Source organism: Ammonifex thiophilus, from assembly GCF_003368535.1.
In the GTDB taxonomy this organism is placed as follows: domain Bacteria; phylum Bacillota; class Desulfotomaculia; order Desulfotomaculales; family Ammonificaceae; genus Ammonifex; species Ammonifex thiophilus.
This window is the reverse complement of the sequence record NZ_QSLN01000012.1, coordinates 22770-43229: the sequence shown is the minus strand read 5'-3', so window position 1 is coordinate 43229 and position 20460 is coordinate 22770. Positions and strand designations below refer to the sequence as shown.

Sequence of the window (20460 nt, the reverse complement as noted above, 5' to 3'; positions counted from 1 at the left end):
TCCCTTCCCCTTTCAATAGATTTTCTTGTCGAGCTCCTTAAACCCTTCCCCTATCACCTCGTGCACGTCGGCCAGGATGATAAAGGCCCTAGGATCTATCCGGTAAACCGTCTCTTTGAGGCGCGGCACCTCCGAACGGGAAACCACCGCCAGAAGCAGGGTGCGCGCTTTACCCGTATAGCCTCCCCGTCCCTCCCATAGGGTCACCCCCCGATCGAGATCCTGGAGCACGGCTTGGGCGATGGCAGCATGTTTGTCCGAAATTATGAGGAAGGCTTTGGCGTCGCTTATACCCTCCTGAATGAGATCGATGACCCAGGAAGAGACAAAGAGTGATAAAAGGGCGTACATGGCTAGTTCAGCCGAGCGGAAGGCTATCCCCGCCGTAGCCACCACCGCTCCGTCCACCAGGAAAAGAAGTTGTCCCACGTTGACCCCGGTGTAGCTACGGAGAATAACGGCCATTAGAGCCGTGCCGCCGGTAGAGCCCCTGCCCCGGTAAACAAGGGCCAGGCCAAGCCCCACCACTACTCCACCATAAAGGCTGGCCAGAAGGGTATCGTGGGTGAGGGCGGAGACGACCGGCGCCAGCGAGTCCACTGCCAAAGAGAGAACCACGGTCCCTAGAACGGAGCGGAAGCCCACTCCCCAGCCGAGGCGCCAAAACCCCCAAATAAAAATGGGGACGTTTAAAGCCAGCATTACCGCCCCCACCGGTAGATGTAAAGTATAGTGCAGAACCGTAGCTAAGCCGCTTACCCCTCCGGCGGCGATCCTGTTGGGAACCAGGAAAAGATCGAGACCCAGCGCCATGACCACCGTACCCGCAAGGATAAGCACAATGTCCCGGCCGATATCCTTCCAGTTATCCCGCACCGCCCAACCCCGCTATCTCATTCCTGCTGCTTTGGCCGCCTCAGCCCGCTTCCGAGCCTCCATCTTCAAGTAGGCCCGGATGAAATCGTCGATATCTCCGTCGAGCACCGCCTGGATATCACGCCGCTCCACACCGGTACGGTGGTCCTTGACCAAGGTGTAAGGGTGAAGCACGTAGGTGCGGATCTGGTTACCCCACGCGATCTCCTTAACTTCTCCCCGCAGGGCCGCCAGCTCCTTTTCCCGCTCCTTCATCTTCAGATCTAGAAGGCGGGCGCGCAAAATCTCCATGGCCGCCGCCTTGTTGGCCGACTGCGAACGCTCGCTCTGGCAGGTGACCGTTATCCCCGTGGGCAGGTGGGTGATCCTCACCGCCGTTTCCGTCTTGTTCACGTGCTGGCCGCCGGCGCCGCTGGCCCGGAAAGTATCGATCCGCAGCTCCTCCGGCGCTATCTTCACTTCCGCGTCGTCCTTGACCGCGGGCAGGACGTCCACCGAGGCGAAAGAGGTGTGCCGCCGGCCGCTGGCGTCAAAGGGGGAGATGCGGATCAGCCGATGTACCCCTCTTTCCGCCTTGAGGTAGCCGTAGGCCCTGGTACCTATGACCTCGAAAGTGACGCTTTTTATCCCTGCCTCCTCGCCGGTCAGGAGATCCAGGGTCCGGATGCGATAGCCGTGCGCCTCGGCCCAGCGGGCGTACATGCGCAGGAGCATGGCCACCCAGTCCTGAGCATCGGTTCCCCCAGCCCCGGCGTGCAAGGAAACAATGGCGTTGGAAGCGTCGTAAGGCCCGGAAAGGAGCAGCTCCACTTCCAGGTCTTCAATTTCACCGGCCAGCTTTTTTACGTCCTGGGCTAACTCCGCCAAAACTTGAGCGTCCCCTTCTTCCGCCGCCAGCTCCAGGAGCACAGAGAGCTCCTCGTACCCCTCCCGCAGGCGGTAGAAGCGGCCGAGGCACTGACGCAGAGAAGCTACTTCCTGCATCACCGCCTGGGCCCGGGCAAGATCGCGCCAGAAATCAGGCGCTTCCATCTCTTTTTCCAAAAAAGCCAGGCGCTTCTCTTTCTGGGCAAGGTCAAAGAGAGTCCTCGAGGTACTTGAGCCTCTCCGCCAGCACCTCGAGTTCCCTCTCTAGCTCGGTGACCATTCTTCTAGCTCACCTCTCGACCGCAACATTTTTTGTACTTCTTGCCGCTACCGCAAGGGCACGGGTCGTTACGCCCCACCTTTTTCTCCCGTCGCACCGTGCGCGAAGGCTTCTCTTCCTCCGAGCGGTTCTCCACCATGACCCGCCGCTCCACCGCCGGTGCCACCTTCAGGCGGAAGAGGTAACGCACCGTGTCCTCCTGGATGGCGGCTATCATGTTCTGGAACATCTGGTAGCTCTCCAGCTTGTATTCCACCAGCGGGTCCCGCTGCCCATAAGCCCTGAGGCCAATGCCCTCCCGCAGACGATCCATGGCGTCCAAGTGATCCATCCACTTCTCATCCACCAGACGCAACAGGAGCAGGCGCTCCAGCTCCCGCATGGTTTCCGGACCGAGCTCCGCTTCCCGCCGCTCGTAAAACTCCAGCGCCCGCGAGGTCAAAAGATCCCGCAGAGCCTCCCGCCGCAGCCCCTCGAGCTCCTTCGGATCCACACCGGAAGGCAGGAAAACCTGCGCCGCGTACTCGGCCAAGCCATTCAGGTCCCACTCCTCCGGATGCACCCCCTCGGGGCAGTAGGTAGCCACCGCCCTGGCCACCACCTCTTCTATCATACCCCTTACCACTTCGCGCAGATTCTCCCCTGCCAACACCCGGCGCCGCTGAGCGTAGATGACCTCTCTTTGCTGGTTAAGCACGTCATCGTACTCCAGCACGTGTTTGCGCAAAGAAAAGTTGCGCTGCTCCACCCGCTTCTGCGCCGACTCGATGGCCCGGGTGAGAAGCGGATGTTCGATGGGCGTATCCTCGTCTATCCCCAGCCGGGTGGCCAGGTTGGCTATAGTCTCGCCGCCAAAGAGGCGCAGGAGATCGTCCTCCAGAGAAAGGAAGAACTGGGTAGACCCTGGATCACCCTGACGACCGCAGCGGCCGCGGAGCTGGTTGTCGATGCGACGGCTTTCGTGCCGCTCCGTACCGATGATGTGCAGGCCCCCCAAGGCCACCACCTTCTTGCGCTCCTCTTCGGTTAAGCGGGTCTTCTCTTCCAGAATCTCCTTGAATACCCGCCGTGCCTCGGCCTCCTCCGGCGTCTTCGGGGGGCCGTATTCGGTGGCCGCCGCTATGAGCTCCGGCGAGTAGCCGCGCCGGCGCATCTCCTCCTTGGCCAGAAAGACCGGGTTGCCGCCCAGGAGGATGTCGGTACCGCGCCCCGCCATGTTGGTGGCAATGGTGACTGCTCCCAGCCTGCCCGCCTGCGCCACTATCTCGGCTTCCCGCTCGTGGTGCTTGGCGTTGAGTACATTGTGGGGTATGCCCCTCTTTTGCAGCATACGGCTCAAGATTTCCGACTTTTCGATGGAAGTGGTGCCCACCAACACCGGCTGGCCCTTGGCGTGCCGGCGAGCGATCTCCTCCACCACTGCTCTGAACTTGGCCTCTTCGGTCTTGAAAACCACATCGGGCAGGTCCTGCCGGATCATGGGCTTGTGGGTGGGGATCACCACCACGTCCATCCCGTATATCTTGCGGAACTCCTCTTCCTCCGTGGCCGCTGTGCCGGTCATGCCGGCCAGCTTCTCGTACATCCGGAAGTAGTTCTGCAAGGTGATGGTGGCCAGCGTCTGCGACTCCCGCTCGATCTTCAGGCCCTCCTTGGCCTCGATGGCCTGGTGCAAACCGTCGCTGTAACGCCGCCCGTACATCAGCCGTCCGGTGAATTCGTCTACAATGATGACCTGCCCGTCTTTCACCACATAGTCCCGGTCACGCTTCATCAGGGCGTGGGCCTTCAAGGCCTGCTGCAAGTGGTGCATAAGTTCCAAGTTGCGCTCATCGCACAGGTTATCGATCTTAAGCCACTTCTCTACTTTGGCCACACCCGATTCGGTGACCGCCACCGTGCGCGTCTTCTCGTCCACCGTGTAGTCCTCGCCCGGGACCAGGCGCGGTGCTATGCGAGCAAAGGTGTAGTAAAGGTCGGTAGGCTTGGAAGAAGGACCGGAAATAATAAGCGGTGTGCGCGCCTCGTCGATGAGGATGGAGTCCACCTCGTCGATAATGGCGTAGTAAAGCTCGCGCTGCACCAGCTCCGAAGGGTCGACGGCCAGGTTATCTCTTAGGTAGTCGAAGCCGAACTCGTTGTTGGTGCCGTAGACTATATCCGACTGGTAGGCTTTCTTACGTTCCGCCGTGCCTAAGCCCTGGACAATTACCCCCACCGAAAGCCCCAGGAAGCGGTAGATCTGCCCCATCCACTCGGCATCGCGTCGCGCCAGGTAGTCGTTAACGGTGACGATATGCACCCCGCGGCCCGTGAGGGCATTGAGGTAAGCCGGCAAAGTGGCTACCAAGGTCTTACCTTCGCCCGTCTTCATCTCGGCGATGCGCCCCTGATGGAGCACGATGCCCCCCATGAGCTGCACATCGAAGTGGCGCATCCCCAGCACCCGCCGGGCCGTCTCGCGAACCACCGCAAAGGCCTCGTACAAAAGTTCGTCTAAAGTGGCCCCCCGCGCCAGACGCTCCTTGAACTCTTGCGTCTTGGCCGCCAGCTCCTCGTCCGAAAGCTTCTGCACTTCCGGCTCCAGCTCATTGATGCGGGCCACCATGCCCCGCAGGCGCTTGATCTCCCGCGCGTTGTCGTCCAGAAGATGAGCCAAAAGCTTAAGCATAATTTTCCCTCCATGGCCTCTAGGCCCTTAAGACCGATTTTCATTCTAGCACTTTCCCGAGGCCATGTTCAACCAGGGCTTTATAAAGCTCCCAGCCGACGGTCGACCGCATCCAGAACGGCCCGGACAACGCCTTCGAGTTCCTTGCCTTCTTCCAGGGCACTGCCCACCAAGAACTCCTCCCCCCAAGCGGAGGAAAGGATCACCCCCACCAGCACCACCCGCCTTCCCCCCAAGGAAACGGTGGTAAGGTCCCCCAGGAGCAAGGAATATTCCGGAGGCAAAGTCTGCTGGAGGGCGGAAAGGGCGGCCTGAGCCACCAAGCGGCGGCGGCTATGCTCGTGGGCTGGGCCGGAGGCCCGGCCCAGCAACACCTTTTCCCCCTCCTTGATTTTCACCTGAACCTCCATGCGGTAGCCCTCTAAATTCACCTGCAGGCCCGCCAGGAGAAAGCGGCGCTCGGGTGAAGAGGGTAAACTTTCTCCGGTTTCGGGAACGGGCAGGGAGTTGATATTAATCTTTTCCGGCTCTACCGTCACCCCGTAAAATTTCTCTAACATATTACGCACCTCCTCCCGCACCGCAGACTGGTCGGCCGAGGAAGCCACCAGCAGGTGGATGGCCTCTACCTCCTCCGCCGGCGTGAGGAGCACCTGAACGCAGATCACCCCTGGTATCTGGCGCAAGAACTCTTCACATGCAGATTTTTGTGAAGCCGGCAACTTTCCCGCCATCTTAAGCCTCCGCTAAATTTCGGGTTCGATGAGACCGTAATTACCATCCTTGCGACGGTAGACCACGTTCACCTGCTCGGTTTCGGCGTTGGTGAAGACGAAGAAGTTATGCCCCAAAAGGTTCATCTGCAAAATGGCCTCTTTAACACTCATCGGCTTCCAGGCGAAGCGCTTGACCTTCACTACCTTGAACTCTTCTTCCTCCCTTTCGGCAGGCTCCGAGGGGGGAGCGGAAGGGGCAGCCGGCCCTTCCACCCGGCGCCGCAACCACTTGCCCTTGTAGCGCTCGATCTGCCGCTCAAGCTTATCCACCACTAGATCGATGGCCGCATACATGTCGTGCGTGGCCTCCTCCCCCCGGAGGATCATCCCATTCATATTTATGGTAACTTCCACCTTGTGGTTTTCCCGCTCCAGGGAGAGGACTACCTGGGCTTCTCCCAGGTGGTTGGCGAAACGCTCGAGCTTCCCTAGCCTCTTCTCCACATACTGCCGCAAGGCTTCGGTGACCTCAACATTTTTTCCTCTCACGGTGATACGCACCTTCACTCACCCTCTTTCTCCAATTTCCTTTTGAAAAGGATTCCGCAAAGCGAAACAATTTCCTTGTTAAATCCCAGATCTCAAGTAAAGATTCTGGCCGCCGCCAGCACCAGCCCCAGAACTTCCGCCGCACCACCGGCCAGCAAGGCTTCGGCTGCGGCCGTGAGAGTGCTCCCGGTGGTGAAAACGTCGTCCACTAGCAAGACCACTGCTCCCCCAAGCTTCGGGTTCTGGCAGACACCAAAGGAGCCCCGCAAGTTCAAAAGCCGCTCGCCCCTTCCTAGTCCCGTCTGAGGGGGAGTAGGTATCTCCTTCTTCAGCCAGCGGCAAAGCGGCAGACCCAGCCGCCAGGCCAGCTCTCGTGCCAAAAGTTCCGCCTGGTCAAAGCCTCTTTGGCGCCGCCGCTCAGGACTGGTGGGAACTGGTACCACCACCCTTGCCCTTTGGTAGGCCGGTTCTCTGGTCACCACCTCGGCCAGCAGCCCTCCTAAGTATTCAACCCCCTCCCTCTTTCTTTCGTACTTCAGGCGGCGAATGGCCTGCTTCAAAGCTCCCTCGTAAGGACCCGCCGCCCGGCAAAGGGTAAAGGGGCGGGAGTAAATCCGGCAGTCAAGGCAAATCTCCCCTTCCCCGAAGCGGCCGCAGACGGGGCAAAAGGGGAGGGTACGGGCGGTTTCCAAAAAAGATAGGCAGTCGCGGCAAACAACCCCTTCTTTTTCCCGATTCCCGCAAAGGAGACACCCCCCGGGCGGGAAGAGGAGATCGACCAGCCCCCGGCCCAAAAACTTGAGCCAGAATTTACTCCCACTGATAAAAGAACTTCACCCCCCTTATTCCTGCGGCCGCCACCACTTGATTGCCTCCGCGCGCCTTGGCCTCCGCCAGGGCTTTCTCCGCTTTGTGCAGGAGGGTATGGAAATCCCCTCCGTCCGCCGGGAACACCGCTACCGCCCCGCTCACCCGCAGGCGCAGAGGGGAAAAACTGCCTTCCACGGCGAAGTGCCTTTTCTCCACCTCTTGCCTTATTTTCTCCGCCGTCTCCCAAGCCACCTTCTCCGCCGCCCCTCTAAGCCATACGGCGAAACAGTCTCCTCCGTAACGGGCCACCACGCTACCGGATCCCACCACCCGCCGTATGAGCCGGCCCAATTCCCGCAAGACGGCGTCCCCTACCAGAGGACCGTAATGACAGTTGAGCGAGCGTAAAGAGTCTACGTCTACGAGCAGTAGTGCCGCCGGTTCGTTCCCCTCGGCTGCCTGTCGGCACTCCTCCCGCAAGTAATCGAGAAAGAAGCGGCGGTTCCAAACCTCCTCCAGCATGGAGTCGCTCCTAGTCGTGCGGTACCATCTTCGCCACCAGACGAACTGGGCCAAAGTTAAGGCCAGCCGGTCGGCCACCAGGCTTAGGAGCGAAAAAGACGAGGGGGAAAGAAGAAGTAAGCTCTTACCCCCCAGGAAGAGCACCCCCACCGCTTCCTCTCCCGCCTGCAAAGGAAAACCCAGGGCGACCCGCTCGGCGCGAAAAAAATCCTCCTCCTGGCGCAGGCGCGGGTCGCTCTGGGCGTCGCTCGTCGCCACCGGCTCGCCCAGGGCTACCGCCTCCCCCAAAAAACCCTCGCCCGGCCGGAACTTTATGGGCTGGGCTAAGGAGCAAAAAGGTCCCACCCCGGCCACCCAGACGAAGGGGCCGTGTTCTTGCCAGCGCACCCATACCGCTCCGGTGCGGAAAGGGAGGACCGGCTGCAAAAGCTCCAAGGCGTAAGTGCAGGCTTCTTCGGCCGACTGCTTCTCCTTTAAACCCTCCGTCAAGCGGCGCAGCAAGGCAAACTCCCGGTATTGCTGCTGGCAGGCGAGACACCAGCGGAGCAAAACCTGGAAGGCCAGTACAGAAAGGAATACCAGGGGAACCAACCAAAAGCTTATCCGGCTCCAGAGCACTGCCATGACGTAACCCACCGGCAGGGTGAAAAGGTAGGAAAGGGCATCCCAGTAAAGCACTTCCCGCCAGGGACCGGAGAGGCTACGGCGCCCCCAACGGCAGTAAAACCCTACGAGGAGATGGTTGAAGGTAAAGTAAGCGAGGGTAAAAAGGAGAACGGCGGGAAAATGATGAGGGCTCAAAAGCGGGCGCTCGGCACCCCCCACCCACCGGAAGATCTGAAAGGCCAAAAAGAAAGAAAGGATAACCTGCCCGGCGTTGAAAAGCGTGGTACGCCAGCTTTCCCCGCAGGTCAAACGGTGCCCCACAAGGGTAGCTACCCCGCCCAGCCACAGGACGGCTGGCATCCCACCGGCAAAAAAGGAAGCCAAGGCTAAAGCCCAGGTGGCGGTCAGGCGCCCACCGGAGACAGGAACCCCCAGGCCTTCCGCTGCCAACCATAGGAGCAAGAGAAAAAGAAGCTCCACTACTAGGTCCTGGTTAAGGCTTTTGGCCGTGCGGACCAAAAGCCAAGCTCCCGCACCCACAACCCCCCAGACGTAAAGGACGAAAAGCCCGCGACGCCCCCACATACCAACCCACCGAGGAAAAATTTCGACAAAAAAGGTATTTACCCTGCCGGTGAAAAGCAAAAACTCCCGCCTTGGCGGACGGGAGTTTCCTCCTTCGAGTGGAAGGGAAACCTACTCCTCACAGCCGCTGCAGCCGGCGCAACCGCCTCCGCAACCGCCATACAGAGCGTGGCTTATGATTTGGTTCACCTGCTGGAGCACCTTTTCGAAACGCTCCTGCGCTTCCAGGAAGCGGATGATGTGTGGATTAGCACTCATCCGCTCGCGCACCGAACGGAAGGCCTCTTCCTGCTCGGCGGAAGGCTCCATACCCTGAAGTCTGGCCCACTCTAGCTCCTGGCGGCAGTTCTGGAACTCCTCGATGAGTGCCCGCGCCGCCGGGTCTTCTAGCATGGCCCGCTCAGCTTCCCTTACTTCCCGCAGCTCTTCGCACTCACTCAGAGCTGCTCCCAGCTCCAAAGCTTTGGTTAACACCAACGACACCCGGTTCACCTCCCCCCTGCCGGACCCCTTCCCTTCTCCGCCCTGGATCCGGCGGGGTCCCTGATGAGCTAAAGTTACCCCCATTATAGTGGCTACCTACCCTCCTTGACAAGCGAAATTAACTCCGTCTATTCAACCCTGCTCCACACATTTAAAGCCATAGAATCCAAAACCTTCAATAGGAGGGATATCATACCCCCCCCCCCTGGAAATAGCTTCTTTCACAGAAGCCGAAGGTAAAGAAAGAAAAGCTTTTACTACCGAAGGATCGAACTGGATGCCAGCGCAGCGCCGGAGTTCTCTGACAGCCTCCTCGTGCCCCAAACTGCGGCGATAGGGACGCTGGGAAGTCATGGCGTCGTAAGCATCGGCCACCCGGATGATGCGGGCTAAGAGAGGAATCCTCTCCCCCCTCAGCCCTGCCGGGTATCCTCCGCCGGCCACATCCTCGTGGTGGTGCCGCACGGCCAGAACGGTCTCCTCATCCATGCCCACTTTGGCCAGGATTTCGGCCCCTACCACCGGGTGCTTCTTTATCTCCTCCCACTCTTCCGGGTCAAGCGGACCGGGCTTGACCAGCACCGCATCGCGCACCGCTATCTTCCCTATGTCATGTACTAGGCCCACGAGGTAAGCCTTATCTACCAGCTCCCGGGAAAGCCCCATAGCGGCGGCTATCTCCCTCGCCAGAGCTCCCACCCGCCAGGAGTGCCCCGCCGTGTAGGGATCACGCGCCTCGAGGGCAAAGCTCAGGGCCTCCAGAAGATGCCGGTGCAATTCTTCCCTCCGCCGCACCAGGAGCGCGTTGCGTACGGCCAGGCCCGTGCAGATCCCGAAGGCGTAGAGGAGCTCTATCTCCTCTTTTCTCCAGGTACGCTCCTTCACATCGTATATGGAGAGGGTGCCCAAGACTTCGTTTTTAAACTTCACCGGTATTATTACCCCGCTCTTGATCTCCCTGAAGAAGCAGGGGAAGAAAGAAGTTAGTCCCCCTCTCGGCGGCCATATAACGGGTTTCCCCTCCTTAAAAACCTCCCCGGCCACCGTGCCCTCCACCGGCGCTTCCTTTACCTCCGCCGGAATCTTTTCGACTTCTATCCCCCAGGCGGCGACCAAGCGCAGCTTACCCGACGCGGCATCGTAAAGGCGCAAAAGGGTGTACTCAACTCCAATAAGCCTGGCACTCCACCGTACCACATAGTCCAGTACCTGCTGGAGTTCTAAACGCTCGGCCAACAATAGAAGTACGCCTAAAAGCTTTTGCCAAGCCGCTCCGCGCCATGCTATCCGCCGGTACCCGGCCTCCCGCTGCCAGAGCCTCTGAAACCGCGACAGGATTTCTTCTATCAGGTCTTCCTCGAGGTAAGAAGCGCTCTCATCGCGGAGGAGGGCGATCTGCCAAGCGGGAGCCGGATCGGGAAGTTTTAGACGGAATCTAACCTCCTCCCTCCTAGCACCGGAAGGTGGAGAAGAGACCACCCGGATCTCTTTCCCGGTGTCCTCCCTTACCGCCCTCGCAGCCGAAGCTGCGCCCAGCTTCACCAGGGCCTCCAGGAAGGGGGTGATTGCCCGCTCCGAGTCGAGCCTTCCCGCTAAAGCGAGTTCCAATAGTTTAAGGCAGCCTTCAACCGTCTTCCTTGCCAATCTCCCGCTCCCCCTCTCGCCGCAGCTCGTACCACCGCTCCCGGGTGCGCTGCAAGATGCGAGGCTGGGCTTCCTTATGGGGGTGGTGAAGGATCAGGCTCCACCACCGGGCCGCCTCCGCCCGGTCTCCCAGACGAAAGCTCAGCTCCCCCAGGAGGTAAAGCAAGTTGAGCTCCGCTTCCGGTCCTCCCAGACGCTCCTCCTCGAAAGCCGCCCGCAAATGACCCCTCGCTTTTTCCAGGTATTCCTTCTCTTCTTCCTCTTTGCCGGCCAGGCGGTAAAGCCAGGCTATTTTAAGGTAGACTTTTCCCAGTAAGCTCTTCCTCACTCCGGCCGCTGCAGCGCAGGAGGCCACGCGCAAAAAAGCGGTTAAGGCCGTATCCCAGTCGCGCCTCCCCCAGAAATCCTTTCCCTCGTTCCCTAAACCTTTTAAACAGTTTTCCACCTGGGGGCGGAAGCGGGCCGGCACCTCCGCCACCTCCTCGGTAAAAGCAAAGCCGCAGTAGGGGCAGACTACCGCTTCGTAAAAGAGGGCGTTCAGCTCCCCAGCGTAGTGGGGACAAAAGTCGGTGTCCATCCTTTCCACTCGGAGAAAGCGAGACTTCAAAACCACCGAAGTGAAATTGCTCCGGCAGAAGGGGCAGGTGAAGCTTTTGTGGTAGAAAGGCTCCTCCTTTCCGGGCGCAGCTTCCGGAACAGCCTCCAGAGGAGCCCCTTTCTCCTCCGCTGGCGGAGGCACTATCCGGTTGAAGGACCCCCCCTGACGCTGAAGTTCCTCAGCCAGATAATAAAGCAAGCTCACTCCCTCCTCAGGACGGGAAAGGAGCAAAGCCCGGAAATTCTCCCTTCCTATGATCAGTACCACTGCTTCGTCCAAGGCCCGCGCGGCGACATCCTCTTCCACTCCTAAAAGACTCAAAATTCCTAAAATTGTACCGGGGCCCCCTACCTCGGTCCTGCCCCGGCCGGTAACCATGACCCTTCCCTGCAAGACGACAATCCCTTCTTCTACCGGCAGGCCTTCCCCTTTCCTTGCGGCTACCACCTTAACGTGCCCGGCAAGGGTCGACAGGAAAGTGCCGCTTAGAACATGTAAAGGGGGTACGCGTCTAAGAATCGAAGTCAGCTGCTCACTCTGCTTCAACTTTACTTCTACCTCCGCCTTGTTTTACCTCTTTTTGCCTTTTAATCGGTGGAGGTAGAAGAAACTTAAGCGTTGAAAGCACTCCATCCGGTTAATCCTAAATTAATGAGGATTTAACCTGAGCTTAACACATCCGCAGTACAATGGCATCGGAATGGAAGCAAAACGTGACAGGAAGGAGGGGAGGTAAAAAGAAAAATTCTCCGAAGGTGCCAAAATGCGGCTCTAAAACCAACTGAGGAGGGGAATCATTGTCCATGAGAAAATGGTGGACGGTAGCGGCGATTGCATGTCTTCTGCTGGTCAGCGTAGCTAGGTGCGTGAGCAAGAAGGAACCGGGGACAAGCGCAACTCAAACAGAGCTTAAGGGAACCATAACGGTGGTCGGTTCCACCGCCTTACAACCGCTGATAGAAGAGGCCGCCAAGCGCTTCATGGCCAAACATCCCGGTGTGCAGATCACCGTCCAGGGCGGCGGCAGCGGCACAGGCCTAAGCCAAGTGAGCCAGGGAGCCTGCGACATAGGCGCTTCCGACATCTTCGCGGAGGAGAAGTCGGGGATCGACGCCTCGGCCCTCAAAGACCATAAGATCTGCGTGCAAGCTTTTGCCGTCGTGGTCAACCCCGACGTCAAAGGGGTGGATAACTTAACCAAGAAGCAGATCCAGGATATTTTTACCGGGAAGATTACTAACTGGAAGGAAGTCGGCGGTCCGGATCTCAAGATCGCGGTCATCAACCGACCCCAGGGTTCGGGAACCAGGGCCACCTTCATCAAGCGCGTGATGGACGGGAAGGAGCCAACTAAGGGAGTAGCCGAATCGGACTCCAGCGGTGCCATCCACAAAATGGTGAGTGAAACCCCCGGGGCCATAAGCTACCTGGGCGTCGGATATCTGGACAGCAAGGTGAAGGCCCTGAAGATCGACGGCGCCGCCCCCACTGAGAAGGACATTTCCGAAGGCAAGTATCCTTTCTGGTCCTACGGGCATCTCTACACCAAGGGGGAGCCCAAGCCGGTGGTCAAGGCCTTCATCGACTACATTTTAAGCAGCGAGTTCCAGCAGGGCCCAGTTAAGGAGATGCATTACTTCCCCATCACCTCCATGAAGGTGGAGTACAAGCCCTAAAAGATCCTCTTCCGGGAAGGCAGCGGGGGAGGTATCATGTATACAAAGGCCTTCCCCCGCCTTATTTTTCTTGCAAAAATTTACTGAAAGGAGGTTATGGGCGATAGGGAGGCTGCGCTCCGGTTTAAGAAGGGAGATCTGGGGATATAGTCTTACGGTACCCGCTGCGGCTCTCACCATACTGGCTACCATTGCCATCATAGCCTTTCTGACCTGGAAGGGGCTGTCCCTTTTTCTCGTTCACAAGGTTCCCCTGAGCAACGTTTTCAGCACCGCCTGGCACCCAGAACGCCCGGCAGCAGAGGGCGGCCCGCAGGTCGGCATTCTCAACTTTTTCTACGGCTCCGTGGTAGTCTCCGTTCTGGCCACCCTTCTCTCCACTCCTTTCGGCGTCGCGGTGGCCGTTTTCATTTCGGAGATCGCGCCCAAAGTGGGGCAGCGAGTGCTTCAGCCAGTCATAGAGCTCCTGGCAGGCATACCTTCGGTGGTTTACGGGTGGATAGGCTTAAGCGTGCTCGTCCCCTTTATCCGCAACCACCTGGGAGGTACGGGATTCAGCCTGTTGGCCGGTGTGCTGGTTCTCTCTGTAATGATCCTGCCCACCATCACCAGCGTGGCTACCGACTCCCTGCGTTCCCTCTCCCACATCTTGCGAGAGACAGCCTATGCCTTGGGAGCCACCCGCTGGCAGATGATCAGGCTGGTGCTGTTACCGGCCGCCCGCACCGGCATCCTCACCGGCGTGGTACTCGCCCTAGCCAGAGCCTTCGGCGAAGCTCTGGCGGTGCAGATGGTCATAGGGAACATTCCTAACACCCCTACTTCACTCCTGATTCCCATCATTACCCTCACCAGCGGCATCACCATGTACATGGGAAACACGGTGCAGGGATCCTTGTGGAATGACGCCCTGTGGTTCATGGGGCTTATCCTGCTCGTAACCTCGTTCTTCTTCATCATCCTGGTGCGCTACGTAGGTAAGTGGGGGGTAGCTAAATGACTGCCCATTTTAAAGATCGGTTGGCCACTTTGGCTTTTTGGCTGGCTGCCGGAGTGGTGGTGGCCGTCCTGGCTTTTCTTCTAGGCTACATCATGCTTCATGGCCTCAAGGTCATCGACTGGAAGTTTCTCACCAGTGAACCGGAAACCATAAGGGCCGGCGGGGGGATAGGCCCCAACATCTTTAACTCCTTCTACTTGCTCTTTTTATCCCTCATAATAGTAGCTCCCCTGGGTGTTCTGGCGGGAATATACCTCTCGGAGTACGCCAGGGAAAACGCCCTCACCCGCTCCATCCGGTTGAGCATCGAGACGCTGGCCTCTTTGCCCTCCATCGTGGTGGGGCTTTTCGGACTCCTGCTCTTCGTCACCACCCTGGGCTTGGGCTATTCTCTCCTGGCCGGCGCTCTGGCCCTCACCATCATCAACCTCCCTCTGATGGTGAGAATAACGGAGGAAGCCCTGCGCGCCGTGCCCCACGACCTGCGGGAGGCCAGCCTGAGCCTGGGAGCCACCAAGTGGCAGACCATCTGCCGCGTGGTCCTGCCTTCCGCCCTTCCGGGACTGCTCACCGGGATCATACTGGCCTCCGGGCGCATACTGGGAGAAGCGGCTGCCCTTATCTTCACCGCCGGCCTCACCACACCCAGGCTCGATTTCAGCCAGTGGGATATCACCAGCCCCACCTGTCCCTGGAATCCGCTGCGCCCTGGGGAGACTCTGGCCGTGCACATCTGGAAGGTAAACTCCGAAGCCCTCATCCCCGATGTCCGGCGAGTAGCCGACGGCTCCTCCGCCGTGCTGGTGATCATCGTGCTACTCTTCAATTTCCTGGCCCGCTGGCTGGCCCGTCGCGCCTCCCTCCGCCTTACGGGTCAGTGATTGGCGAACCACCCGATGACCGGTGTAGGTGAAGCGCACCCGCCTGCCTTCCAGTACCGTTTCTAGGTGCACCGGCCGGCGCCAGAGACGGTAAACGTGGGGAAGGGCGCGTTCCAGATGGTAGACGTCGAGCTCCCGGCCGTCAAAGACGTGCACCAGATAAAGCTCCCCCCTTCCCCCGTAATTACCGTCCTTGGCCACCAAATAAGGAAAACCCCCGTGGGTAAGCCTTTTGATTAGCGCTTCCTTGACCTTCTCCGCCCCACCACCAACTGGCCGCCACGCCTCGCCCACCAGCCGGTAAAGGGAGAGGCCGAGTTCCTCTACCAGCTTAGGAGTTAGGTAGTTCCGGATCAGGGAAAGATCGTCCTCGAGCAGGCGCACCTCGAAAAGCTTGTCTCTACCGTAGCGCCGCTCGATATCTTCGAGTATTCTAAGGCCCACGAGGTAAGGATTAATGCCCGTCGAACCGGGGCTTAAGAGCTTTGCCTGCAAGCGGGCAAACTCCACCGCTTCTTTAAACTCCAGTTCCAGCCGCCTCAGCAGGCGCACGTGCCAGTAGGTAGCCCACCCCTCGTTGAGTATCTTGGTAGTAAACTGGGGCCAGAAGTAAAGGCTTTCCTCCCGCACCATGCTCAGAACGTCCCTTTCCCAGTCCTCCAGCTCGGGCGCGTAGCGCACCAAGAAAAGCAAGAGGTCCTTCCCCTCTTCACTCCCCAAATAGGGGTCCACGTGCTCCTGCAGGACTAAAGCTGCGTCCAGCAACTCCTCCAGGCGGCTCCCGTATTTCTCGGCGTAAGAGCGGAGGCAGCGGGCGTGGCAGCTCATGCGCACGTGCCAGTCGCCGGATAGAGAGCGGAAGTGGAGATTGTGCTTAAAAAAGTCGCTGTGAGCCAGGGCATGGGCTACCACCAACTTGTGCTCCACCGGTCTGTTGCCGGCGTAAAGAAAAGCGTAGCAGGGATTGGTGTTAACCACCATCTCGTAGACGCGGTTGAGCCCCAAATCATAGCGCCACTTGAGGCGCTGATAGGCCTTTCCGAAGCTCCAGTGGGAAAAGCGGGTGAGCATTCCGTAGGCCCCCAGGGTCTGCAGCACGAAGGAAGGGCAGAGTTCAAAGCGCATGGGGTAAAAGTCCAGGCCCTCCTCGCGCGCCAGCTGGCTCAACTCCAGTACCACCTTCTCCAGCTCCGCTTCCCTCACCGACCAAGCCCCCCCAAGACATCTTTATTCCCGGCCCGCCCAGCCTATGCCAGCTACTCTAGCAGGAAAAGCGCACCTTTTGTCGAATTTTCGCAAAAATGCCCTGCAAGGAGAAGAGGTATGGCCGGAGAACGGGAACTGGGAGGACAGGCCTATATCAAGGAAGGACGCCTCTTTGTGCGCTCACCCGGCGGAGCCCCCGCCCTCATCATCCCTGGGGAAAAGGTGAAGGTCAAGGTGAACGGCGAAGAGAAAAGTGAGCCCGTTCCAGTCAGGGAAGAAGATCGGGTAGAGATCATCCTCCCACCGCCGGAAGAAGAGCCGGGAAAAGTGGAGGTCATCGTATCCCGGGACAAGCTGCAGGCCTTCCTGGAGGTCAAACCCACACAGCGCATCTCCTACTTTCTCCCCGATACTCCTCCCCAGGCCGCTTTAGTGATAAAGCCAGAAACGAAAGTAGAAGCGTTATTCCCCCTGGACAGAAAGGCTCTGGCCAGGCTACTGGAAGAAAGAGGAGTTAAAAAGGGGATCAAAGAAGAGGTAATTGAGGAGCTTTACCAGAACCCCCGGCCGGGGCGGTTTCTCATCGCCGTTGGGCAGCCCCCCTCCCCACCCCAGGATGAGGAAGTGGAGATTAGGTGCTGCCCTCAAGAAGCGGGGAAACCGGTGATCAGGGAAAACGGAACCGTGGACTATCGCGAGCTGCAACGCTTCCCCTCGGTAACCGCCGGCAGTATCTTAGGGGTGAAGAAGCCCGGAGTACCGGGTGAGCCGGGATGGGGTGTGGATGGTCAGCCCATACCCCCGCGCCCCCCGCGGGAAGCGGTCTTGGAGGCGGGCCCCGGTGCCCAACTCGCCCCTGACGGCTTAAGCGTGATCGCCGTAAGCGATGGTAGGCCGGTTTACCGACGACGCGGGCCAGGCCACTATTACTTCGCCGTAGAGCCGCTTCTGAAAATCCAGGGAGACGTAAACTTAGAGACGGGGAACATCAGGTTTGCCGGCAATGTTCGCATTACAGGAAACGTGGCCGAAGGCATGCAAATTAGGGCCGGGAGAAGTGTGTGGGTGGAAGGGGAGATAGCCAACGCGCTCATCGAGGCTAAAGGAGACGTTACGGTGGGAAACGTCATCGCCAGCACCATACGCGCCGGCGGCCCGACGGCCTTCTACGCCAAGCTCAATTCCCTTTTGCTGGAATTTCTCTCCCTTGCTCAGGAAGCCTTGCAGGCTACGGAAGACTTACAAAAACACGCTACTTCTTCGAACCGACCCTTGAAAGCAGGAACAGCCTTTCTACTCCTGCTCGAGAGGAAATACTCCCACTTGCTTCTCGTCCTCAAGGAAATCGGCCGGCAGGTGGAGTCGGCCGTGCGCCAGAAGATGGAGCTTCCCCCCGGTCTTATCGCCGCCTTGCAGGAGGTTCAGCAGGCGCTGGCCGCGATCCGCTTCTCTCCCCCGGAAGACTTGAAAGATCTGCGGCAGGCGGTGGGGAAACTTCTCAGTGCCCAGCAGGAAGTGGAAATGCAGGCCACCGGAACCAAAGCGCGCATCGTGGCCCGCTACGCGCTCAACAGCCTCCTGGAGGCTACCGGCGACATTCTGGTGATCGGTCAGGGAGCCTACAACTCCATCCTGCGCTCCGGCGGCAAGGTGCGGATCGACGGGATACTGCGCGGCGGCAAGGCCGAAGCCCTGGAGGAGATAGCGGTCAACATAGCCGGCTCCGACCTGGGGGTGAAGACCGTTATAAGCGCCCCCACCCCTCAGAAGATCAAGCTGAAAAAGGCCTACCCCGGGGTAGTGATTCAGGTGGGCAAGCAGACGGTGGAAATTGCCTCCCCCTTGAGGGAGATAAAGGTAGAGCTCTCCTCCTCCGGCCGCCTAGAGGTCATCGGGCTCAGCTGGTCACCGGAGAAGGAATCGGTCTAAGCTATACGGATCGCCGCTAGGCGTCTGTTCAGCGCCTCCTGGTAAAGCTGCAGGTACTCCACCGCCGAACGAGCCCAGGAAAAATCGCAGGACATGGCGTTGCGCATAAGTCGCCGCCAGGAATCGGGCTGGTCGCGGTAAAGCTTCAAGGCTCGGGCAATAGCCCTATAAAATTCCCTGGCGTTATATTCTTTAAACACGAAGCCGTTGCCCGAAAGGGTTACGGGATCGAACTCCTGGACGGTGTCGGCCAGCCCGCCGGTGGCCCGCACCACGGGTATGGTGCCGTACCGCATGGCTATGAGCTGCCCCAGACCGCAAGGCTCAAAGCGGGAGGGCATGAGGAAAATGTCGGCACCGGCGTAAATGCGCTGGGCCAGGACCGGATTAAACCCCAGGTAAAGCCCTACCTTCTGCGGGTAGAGGTGCTTGAGTTCCTCGAAGAGACGGTGGTACTGGGGATCGCCCGTGCCCAGAACCACCAACTGCACTTCCAAGTGCATGAGCTCCGGGGCAATTTCCGCCACCAGGTCCAGCCCCTTCTGGGCTACCAGGCGTGAGACTATCCCCAGAACCGGAACATCTTTCACCGGCAGGCCCATCTCCCGCTGCAGGGCGTACTTGTTCTCCCGCTTGTCCTCCAGAGTGTTCAGATCATAGTTACGGTGCAGGCGCGGGTCGGTTTTAGGGTTGAACTCGTGGTAGTTTATGCCGTTGACGATGCCGTAAAGGTCGCGGGAACGCCGGCGCAGCACCCCGTCCATGCGCTCGCCGTAGGCCGGGGTTTGGATCTCCCGAGCGTAAGTGCGGCTCACCGTGCTTATCACGTCGGCGTAAAGGAGCCCGGCCTTCATGAAGCTGAACTGCCCGTAAAACTCCAGGGCTTCGGGATGATAGTACTCGTCCCCCAGGTTGAAAAGCCGGGCTTTTTCCCAGGGAAAGTTACCCTGGTATTGCAAGTTGTGGATGGTAAAAACGGTAGCGGTATGCTGGTAGAATGGGTGTTCCCGGTAATGGGTGCCCAAGAGCAGAGGGATGGGGCCCGTCTGCCAGTCGTTGCAGTGGATGATGTCCGGCTGCCAGTTGAGCCGGGGAAGCATCTCCAACACCGCCCAGCAGAAAAAGGCGTAGCGCTCGGCGTCGTCGGGAAAGGCGTAAATACCATCTCGCCAGAAGTAGTGGTAGTTTCCTATGAAGTAGACGGGGAGAGAGCGGTGCTCGCCCCGGTAATGCGCCTCGATCTTGCCCTGCCGCAAAACGCAGGTTTCGAGCTTGCCGTCCAGGGGGACAGGGAAATCCATGAGGTAGCTCGTGTCTTCGATATTCTTGTAGTGGGGGATGACCAGGCGCACATCATTGTGACGTTCATCCGGCCCCACGGCTAGCGCTTTGGGCAGCGAACCGGCCACGTCGGCCAGGCCCCCCACCTTGGCGAAGGGCACCGCCTCCGAAGCCACAAAGAGAATCCGCAGCGAGCGGTCAAACAAAGTGGCTCACCATCCTTTCCTCCACTTCCTGCTCCCTTAAAGCTGCCGCCGCCATCTCCGGCGGGGTGGGATTGATGTAGTAACCTGTGCCCAGTTCAAACCCAGCCATGATGGTAAGACGGGGGAGTATCTCTATGTGCCAGTGGTAATCCACGGGTTCGGACACGTTTACCGGAGCGGTGTGCAGAACCAGGTTGAAGGGGGGGTCGAAGACCGTCTGCGCCAGACGGCGCAGGGTGCGCTTGAGCAGCCAGGCCAGATCGCGCACCTCCCCCTCCTCGATAGCCCCGAAGTCGGGCTCGTGCCTTTTAGGGACAAGCCACATCTCAAAGGGAAAACGGGCGGCGTAAGGAACAAAACACAAAAAACACCTGCTCTCCTCCACCACCCTCTCCCCCGCTTCCAGTTCGTAGCGCCAAAGGTCACAGAAAACGCAGCTACCCTTCTCTTCGCGGTAAGCCTTCACGCCCGCGAGCTCCGCCCGAATCTCAGCAGGTACCAGGGGAAGGGCAATGAGCTGGGAATGGGCATGCTCCAGCGAAGCTCCCGCCACCGAGCCCTTGTTCTTAAAGATCTGGATGTACTTGAAGCGCGTGTCCCGGCGCAGATCGAGCAAGCGCGCCCGCCAGGCCCAGATCACCTCGGCAATCTGTGCCTCGCTCTGGTTCACCAGGTTGGGCACGTGCTCCGGCGTCTCGACGATGACCTCGTGCGCCCCCACCCCGCAGCGCCACTGGTAAGGGCCGTGGGGCCGAACGATGTCTTCCTCTTCCACCCGGCAGGCGGGAAACTTGTTGGGCACCACGCGCACCCACCAGCCGGGACGATCGGGCAAAGAGCCGGGGTGACGGAAGGCCATGACTTCCGGGGGAGTGTCCCCTTCGTGTCCCACGCACAAAGGACAGCGCTCCTGCTTCTTGCGTTCAAGGGGGGGACGGTAGTCGGTGGGGCGCTTGGCCCGCTCCGTGCTTACCGCCACCCACCGGTCAACCACCGGGTCTTTCCGCCATTCCGGCAAAGCCCATCTCTCCTTTTCCCCAAGATCATGCCGAAGGCATTATTAATTTACCCGAC

General features: G+C 59.4%; 17 protein-coding genes. 4 read left to right on the top strand and 13 right to left on the bottom strand.

The annotated features are described in order from the left end of the window. Window positions 1-12: 12 nt before the first annotated feature. The 10 genes from DXX99_RS08225 to DXX99_RS08180 form a co-directional block, all read right to left on the bottom strand. The gene (locus DXX99_RS08225; protein ID WP_115793017.1) at window positions 13-876 is read right to left on the bottom strand and encodes a YitT family protein; all 864 of its coding nucleotides are present in this window, start codon (window positions 874-876) and stop codon (window positions 13-15) included. A gap of 12 nt (window positions 877-888) precedes the next feature. Beyond that, a protein-coding gene (gene prfB / locus DXX99_RS08220) for a peptide chain release factor 2 (RefSeq protein ID WP_115793016.1) occupies window positions 889-2023 on the bottom strand; the annotation gives its coding sequence in 2 pieces (ribosomal slippage) (window positions 889-1953 and window positions 1955-2023; 1134 coding nt in all). A gap of 4 nt (window positions 2024-2027) precedes the next feature. Continuing rightward, window positions 2028-4694: a preprotein translocase subunit SecA gene (gene secA / locus DXX99_RS08215; protein WP_115793015.1), complete on the bottom strand. Its 2667-nt coding sequence runs from the start codon at window positions 4692-4694 to the stop codon at window positions 2028-2030. 80 nt (window positions 4695-4774) lie between these two features. Next, window positions 4775-5428, bottom strand: coding sequence for a hypothetical protein (locus DXX99_RS08210; protein WP_115793014.1), 654 nt, complete (start codon window positions 5426-5428; stop codon window positions 4775-4777). A gap of 12 nt (window positions 5429-5440) precedes the next feature. Then, the gene (hpf, locus tag DXX99_RS08205; RefSeq protein ID WP_115793029.1) at window positions 5441-5971 is read right to left on the bottom strand and encodes a ribosome hibernation-promoting factor, HPF/YfiA family; all 531 of its coding nucleotides are present in this window, start codon (window positions 5969-5971) and stop codon (window positions 5441-5443) included. Between the two features lie 80 nt (window positions 5972-6051). Then, the gene (locus tag DXX99_RS08200) at window positions 6052-6753 is read right to left on the bottom strand and encodes a ComF family protein (RefSeq protein WP_165847783.1); all 702 of its coding nucleotides are present in this window, start codon (window positions 6751-6753) and stop codon (window positions 6052-6054) included. 16 nt (window positions 6754-6769) lie between these two features. Beyond that, complete coding sequence (locus tag DXX99_RS08195; protein ID WP_134642975.1) at window positions 6770-8482, bottom strand: sensor domain-containing diguanylate cyclase; 1713 nt, start codon at window positions 8480-8482, stop codon at window positions 6770-6772. A gap of 111 nt (window positions 8483-8593) precedes the next feature. Then, window positions 8594-8965, bottom strand: a complete 372-nt coding sequence (locus DXX99_RS08190; RefSeq protein ID WP_165847782.1) for a YlbF/YmcA family competence regulator — start codon at window positions 8963-8965, stop codon at window positions 8594-8596. A gap of 132 nt (window positions 8966-9097) precedes the next feature. Next, a complete protein-coding gene (locus DXX99_RS08185) occupies window positions 9098-10609 on the bottom strand; it encodes a GAF and HD-GYP domain-containing protein (protein WP_115793010.1) in 1512 nt (503 codons plus the stop codon). Continuing rightward, a complete protein-coding gene (locus DXX99_RS08180; RefSeq protein WP_115793009.1) occupies window positions 10590-11753 on the bottom strand; it encodes a DUF2225 domain-containing protein in 1164 nt (387 codons plus the stop codon). The genes DXX99_RS08185 and DXX99_RS08180 overlap by 20 nt, the downstream gene beginning before the upstream one ends. Before the next feature lie 257 nt (window positions 11754-12010). Between DXX99_RS08180 and DXX99_RS08175 the strand changes: the two genes are divergently transcribed. The 3 genes from DXX99_RS08175 (at window position 12011) to pstA (ending at window position 14764) form a co-directional block, all read left to right on the top strand. Further along, on the top strand, window positions 12011-12883 hold the full coding sequence (locus DXX99_RS08175) for a phosphate ABC transporter substrate-binding protein (protein WP_165847781.1): 873 nt from the start codon (window positions 12011-12013) through the stop codon (window positions 12881-12883). A 112-nt stretch (window positions 12884-12995) separates the two neighbouring features. Continuing rightward, complete coding sequence (gene pstC, locus DXX99_RS08170) at window positions 12996-13883, top strand: phosphate ABC transporter permease subunit PstC (RefSeq protein ID WP_115793028.1); 888 nt, start codon at window positions 12996-12998, stop codon at window positions 13881-13883. Beyond that, window positions 13880-14764 carry a phosphate ABC transporter permease PstA gene (gene pstA / locus DXX99_RS08165; RefSeq protein WP_115793007.1) on the top strand — a complete coding sequence of 295 codons (885 nt, stop codon included), beginning with the start codon at window positions 13880-13882 and terminating at the stop codon, window positions 14762-14764. Before pstC ends, pstA begins: the two co-directional genes overlap by 4 nt. Here pstA and DXX99_RS08160 read toward each other — a convergent pair. Further along, window positions 14699-15967 (bottom strand): SpoVR family protein, encoded by a 1269-nt coding sequence (locus tag DXX99_RS08160; protein ID WP_115793006.1) that lies wholly within the window; start codon window positions 15965-15967, stop codon window positions 14699-14701. The two genes, pstA and DXX99_RS08160, sit on opposite strands and share 66 nt — an antisense overlap. A 120-nt stretch (window positions 15968-16087) precedes the next feature. Here DXX99_RS08160 and DXX99_RS08155 point away from each other — a divergent pair, with 120 nt between their 5' ends. After that, complete coding sequence (locus DXX99_RS08155) at window positions 16088-17899, top strand: DUF342 domain-containing protein (RefSeq protein WP_115793005.1); 1812 nt, start codon at window positions 16088-16090, stop codon at window positions 17897-17899. Here the strand turns inward: DXX99_RS08155 and glgA are convergent. Both glgA and galT read right to left on the bottom strand, forming a co-directional pair. After that, window positions 17896-19386: a glycogen synthase GlgA gene (gene glgA / locus DXX99_RS08150; RefSeq protein ID WP_115793004.1), complete on the bottom strand. Its 1491-nt coding sequence runs from the start codon at window positions 19384-19386 to the stop codon at window positions 17896-17898. The genes DXX99_RS08155 and glgA overlap by 4 nt on opposite strands. After that, window positions 19379-20404, bottom strand: coding sequence for a galactose-1-phosphate uridylyltransferase (gene galT, locus DXX99_RS08145; protein ID WP_115793003.1), 1026 nt, complete (start codon window positions 20402-20404; stop codon window positions 19379-19381). The genes glgA and galT overlap by 8 nt, the downstream gene beginning before the upstream one ends. Between the last annotated feature and the right edge of the window lie 56 nt (window positions 20405-20460).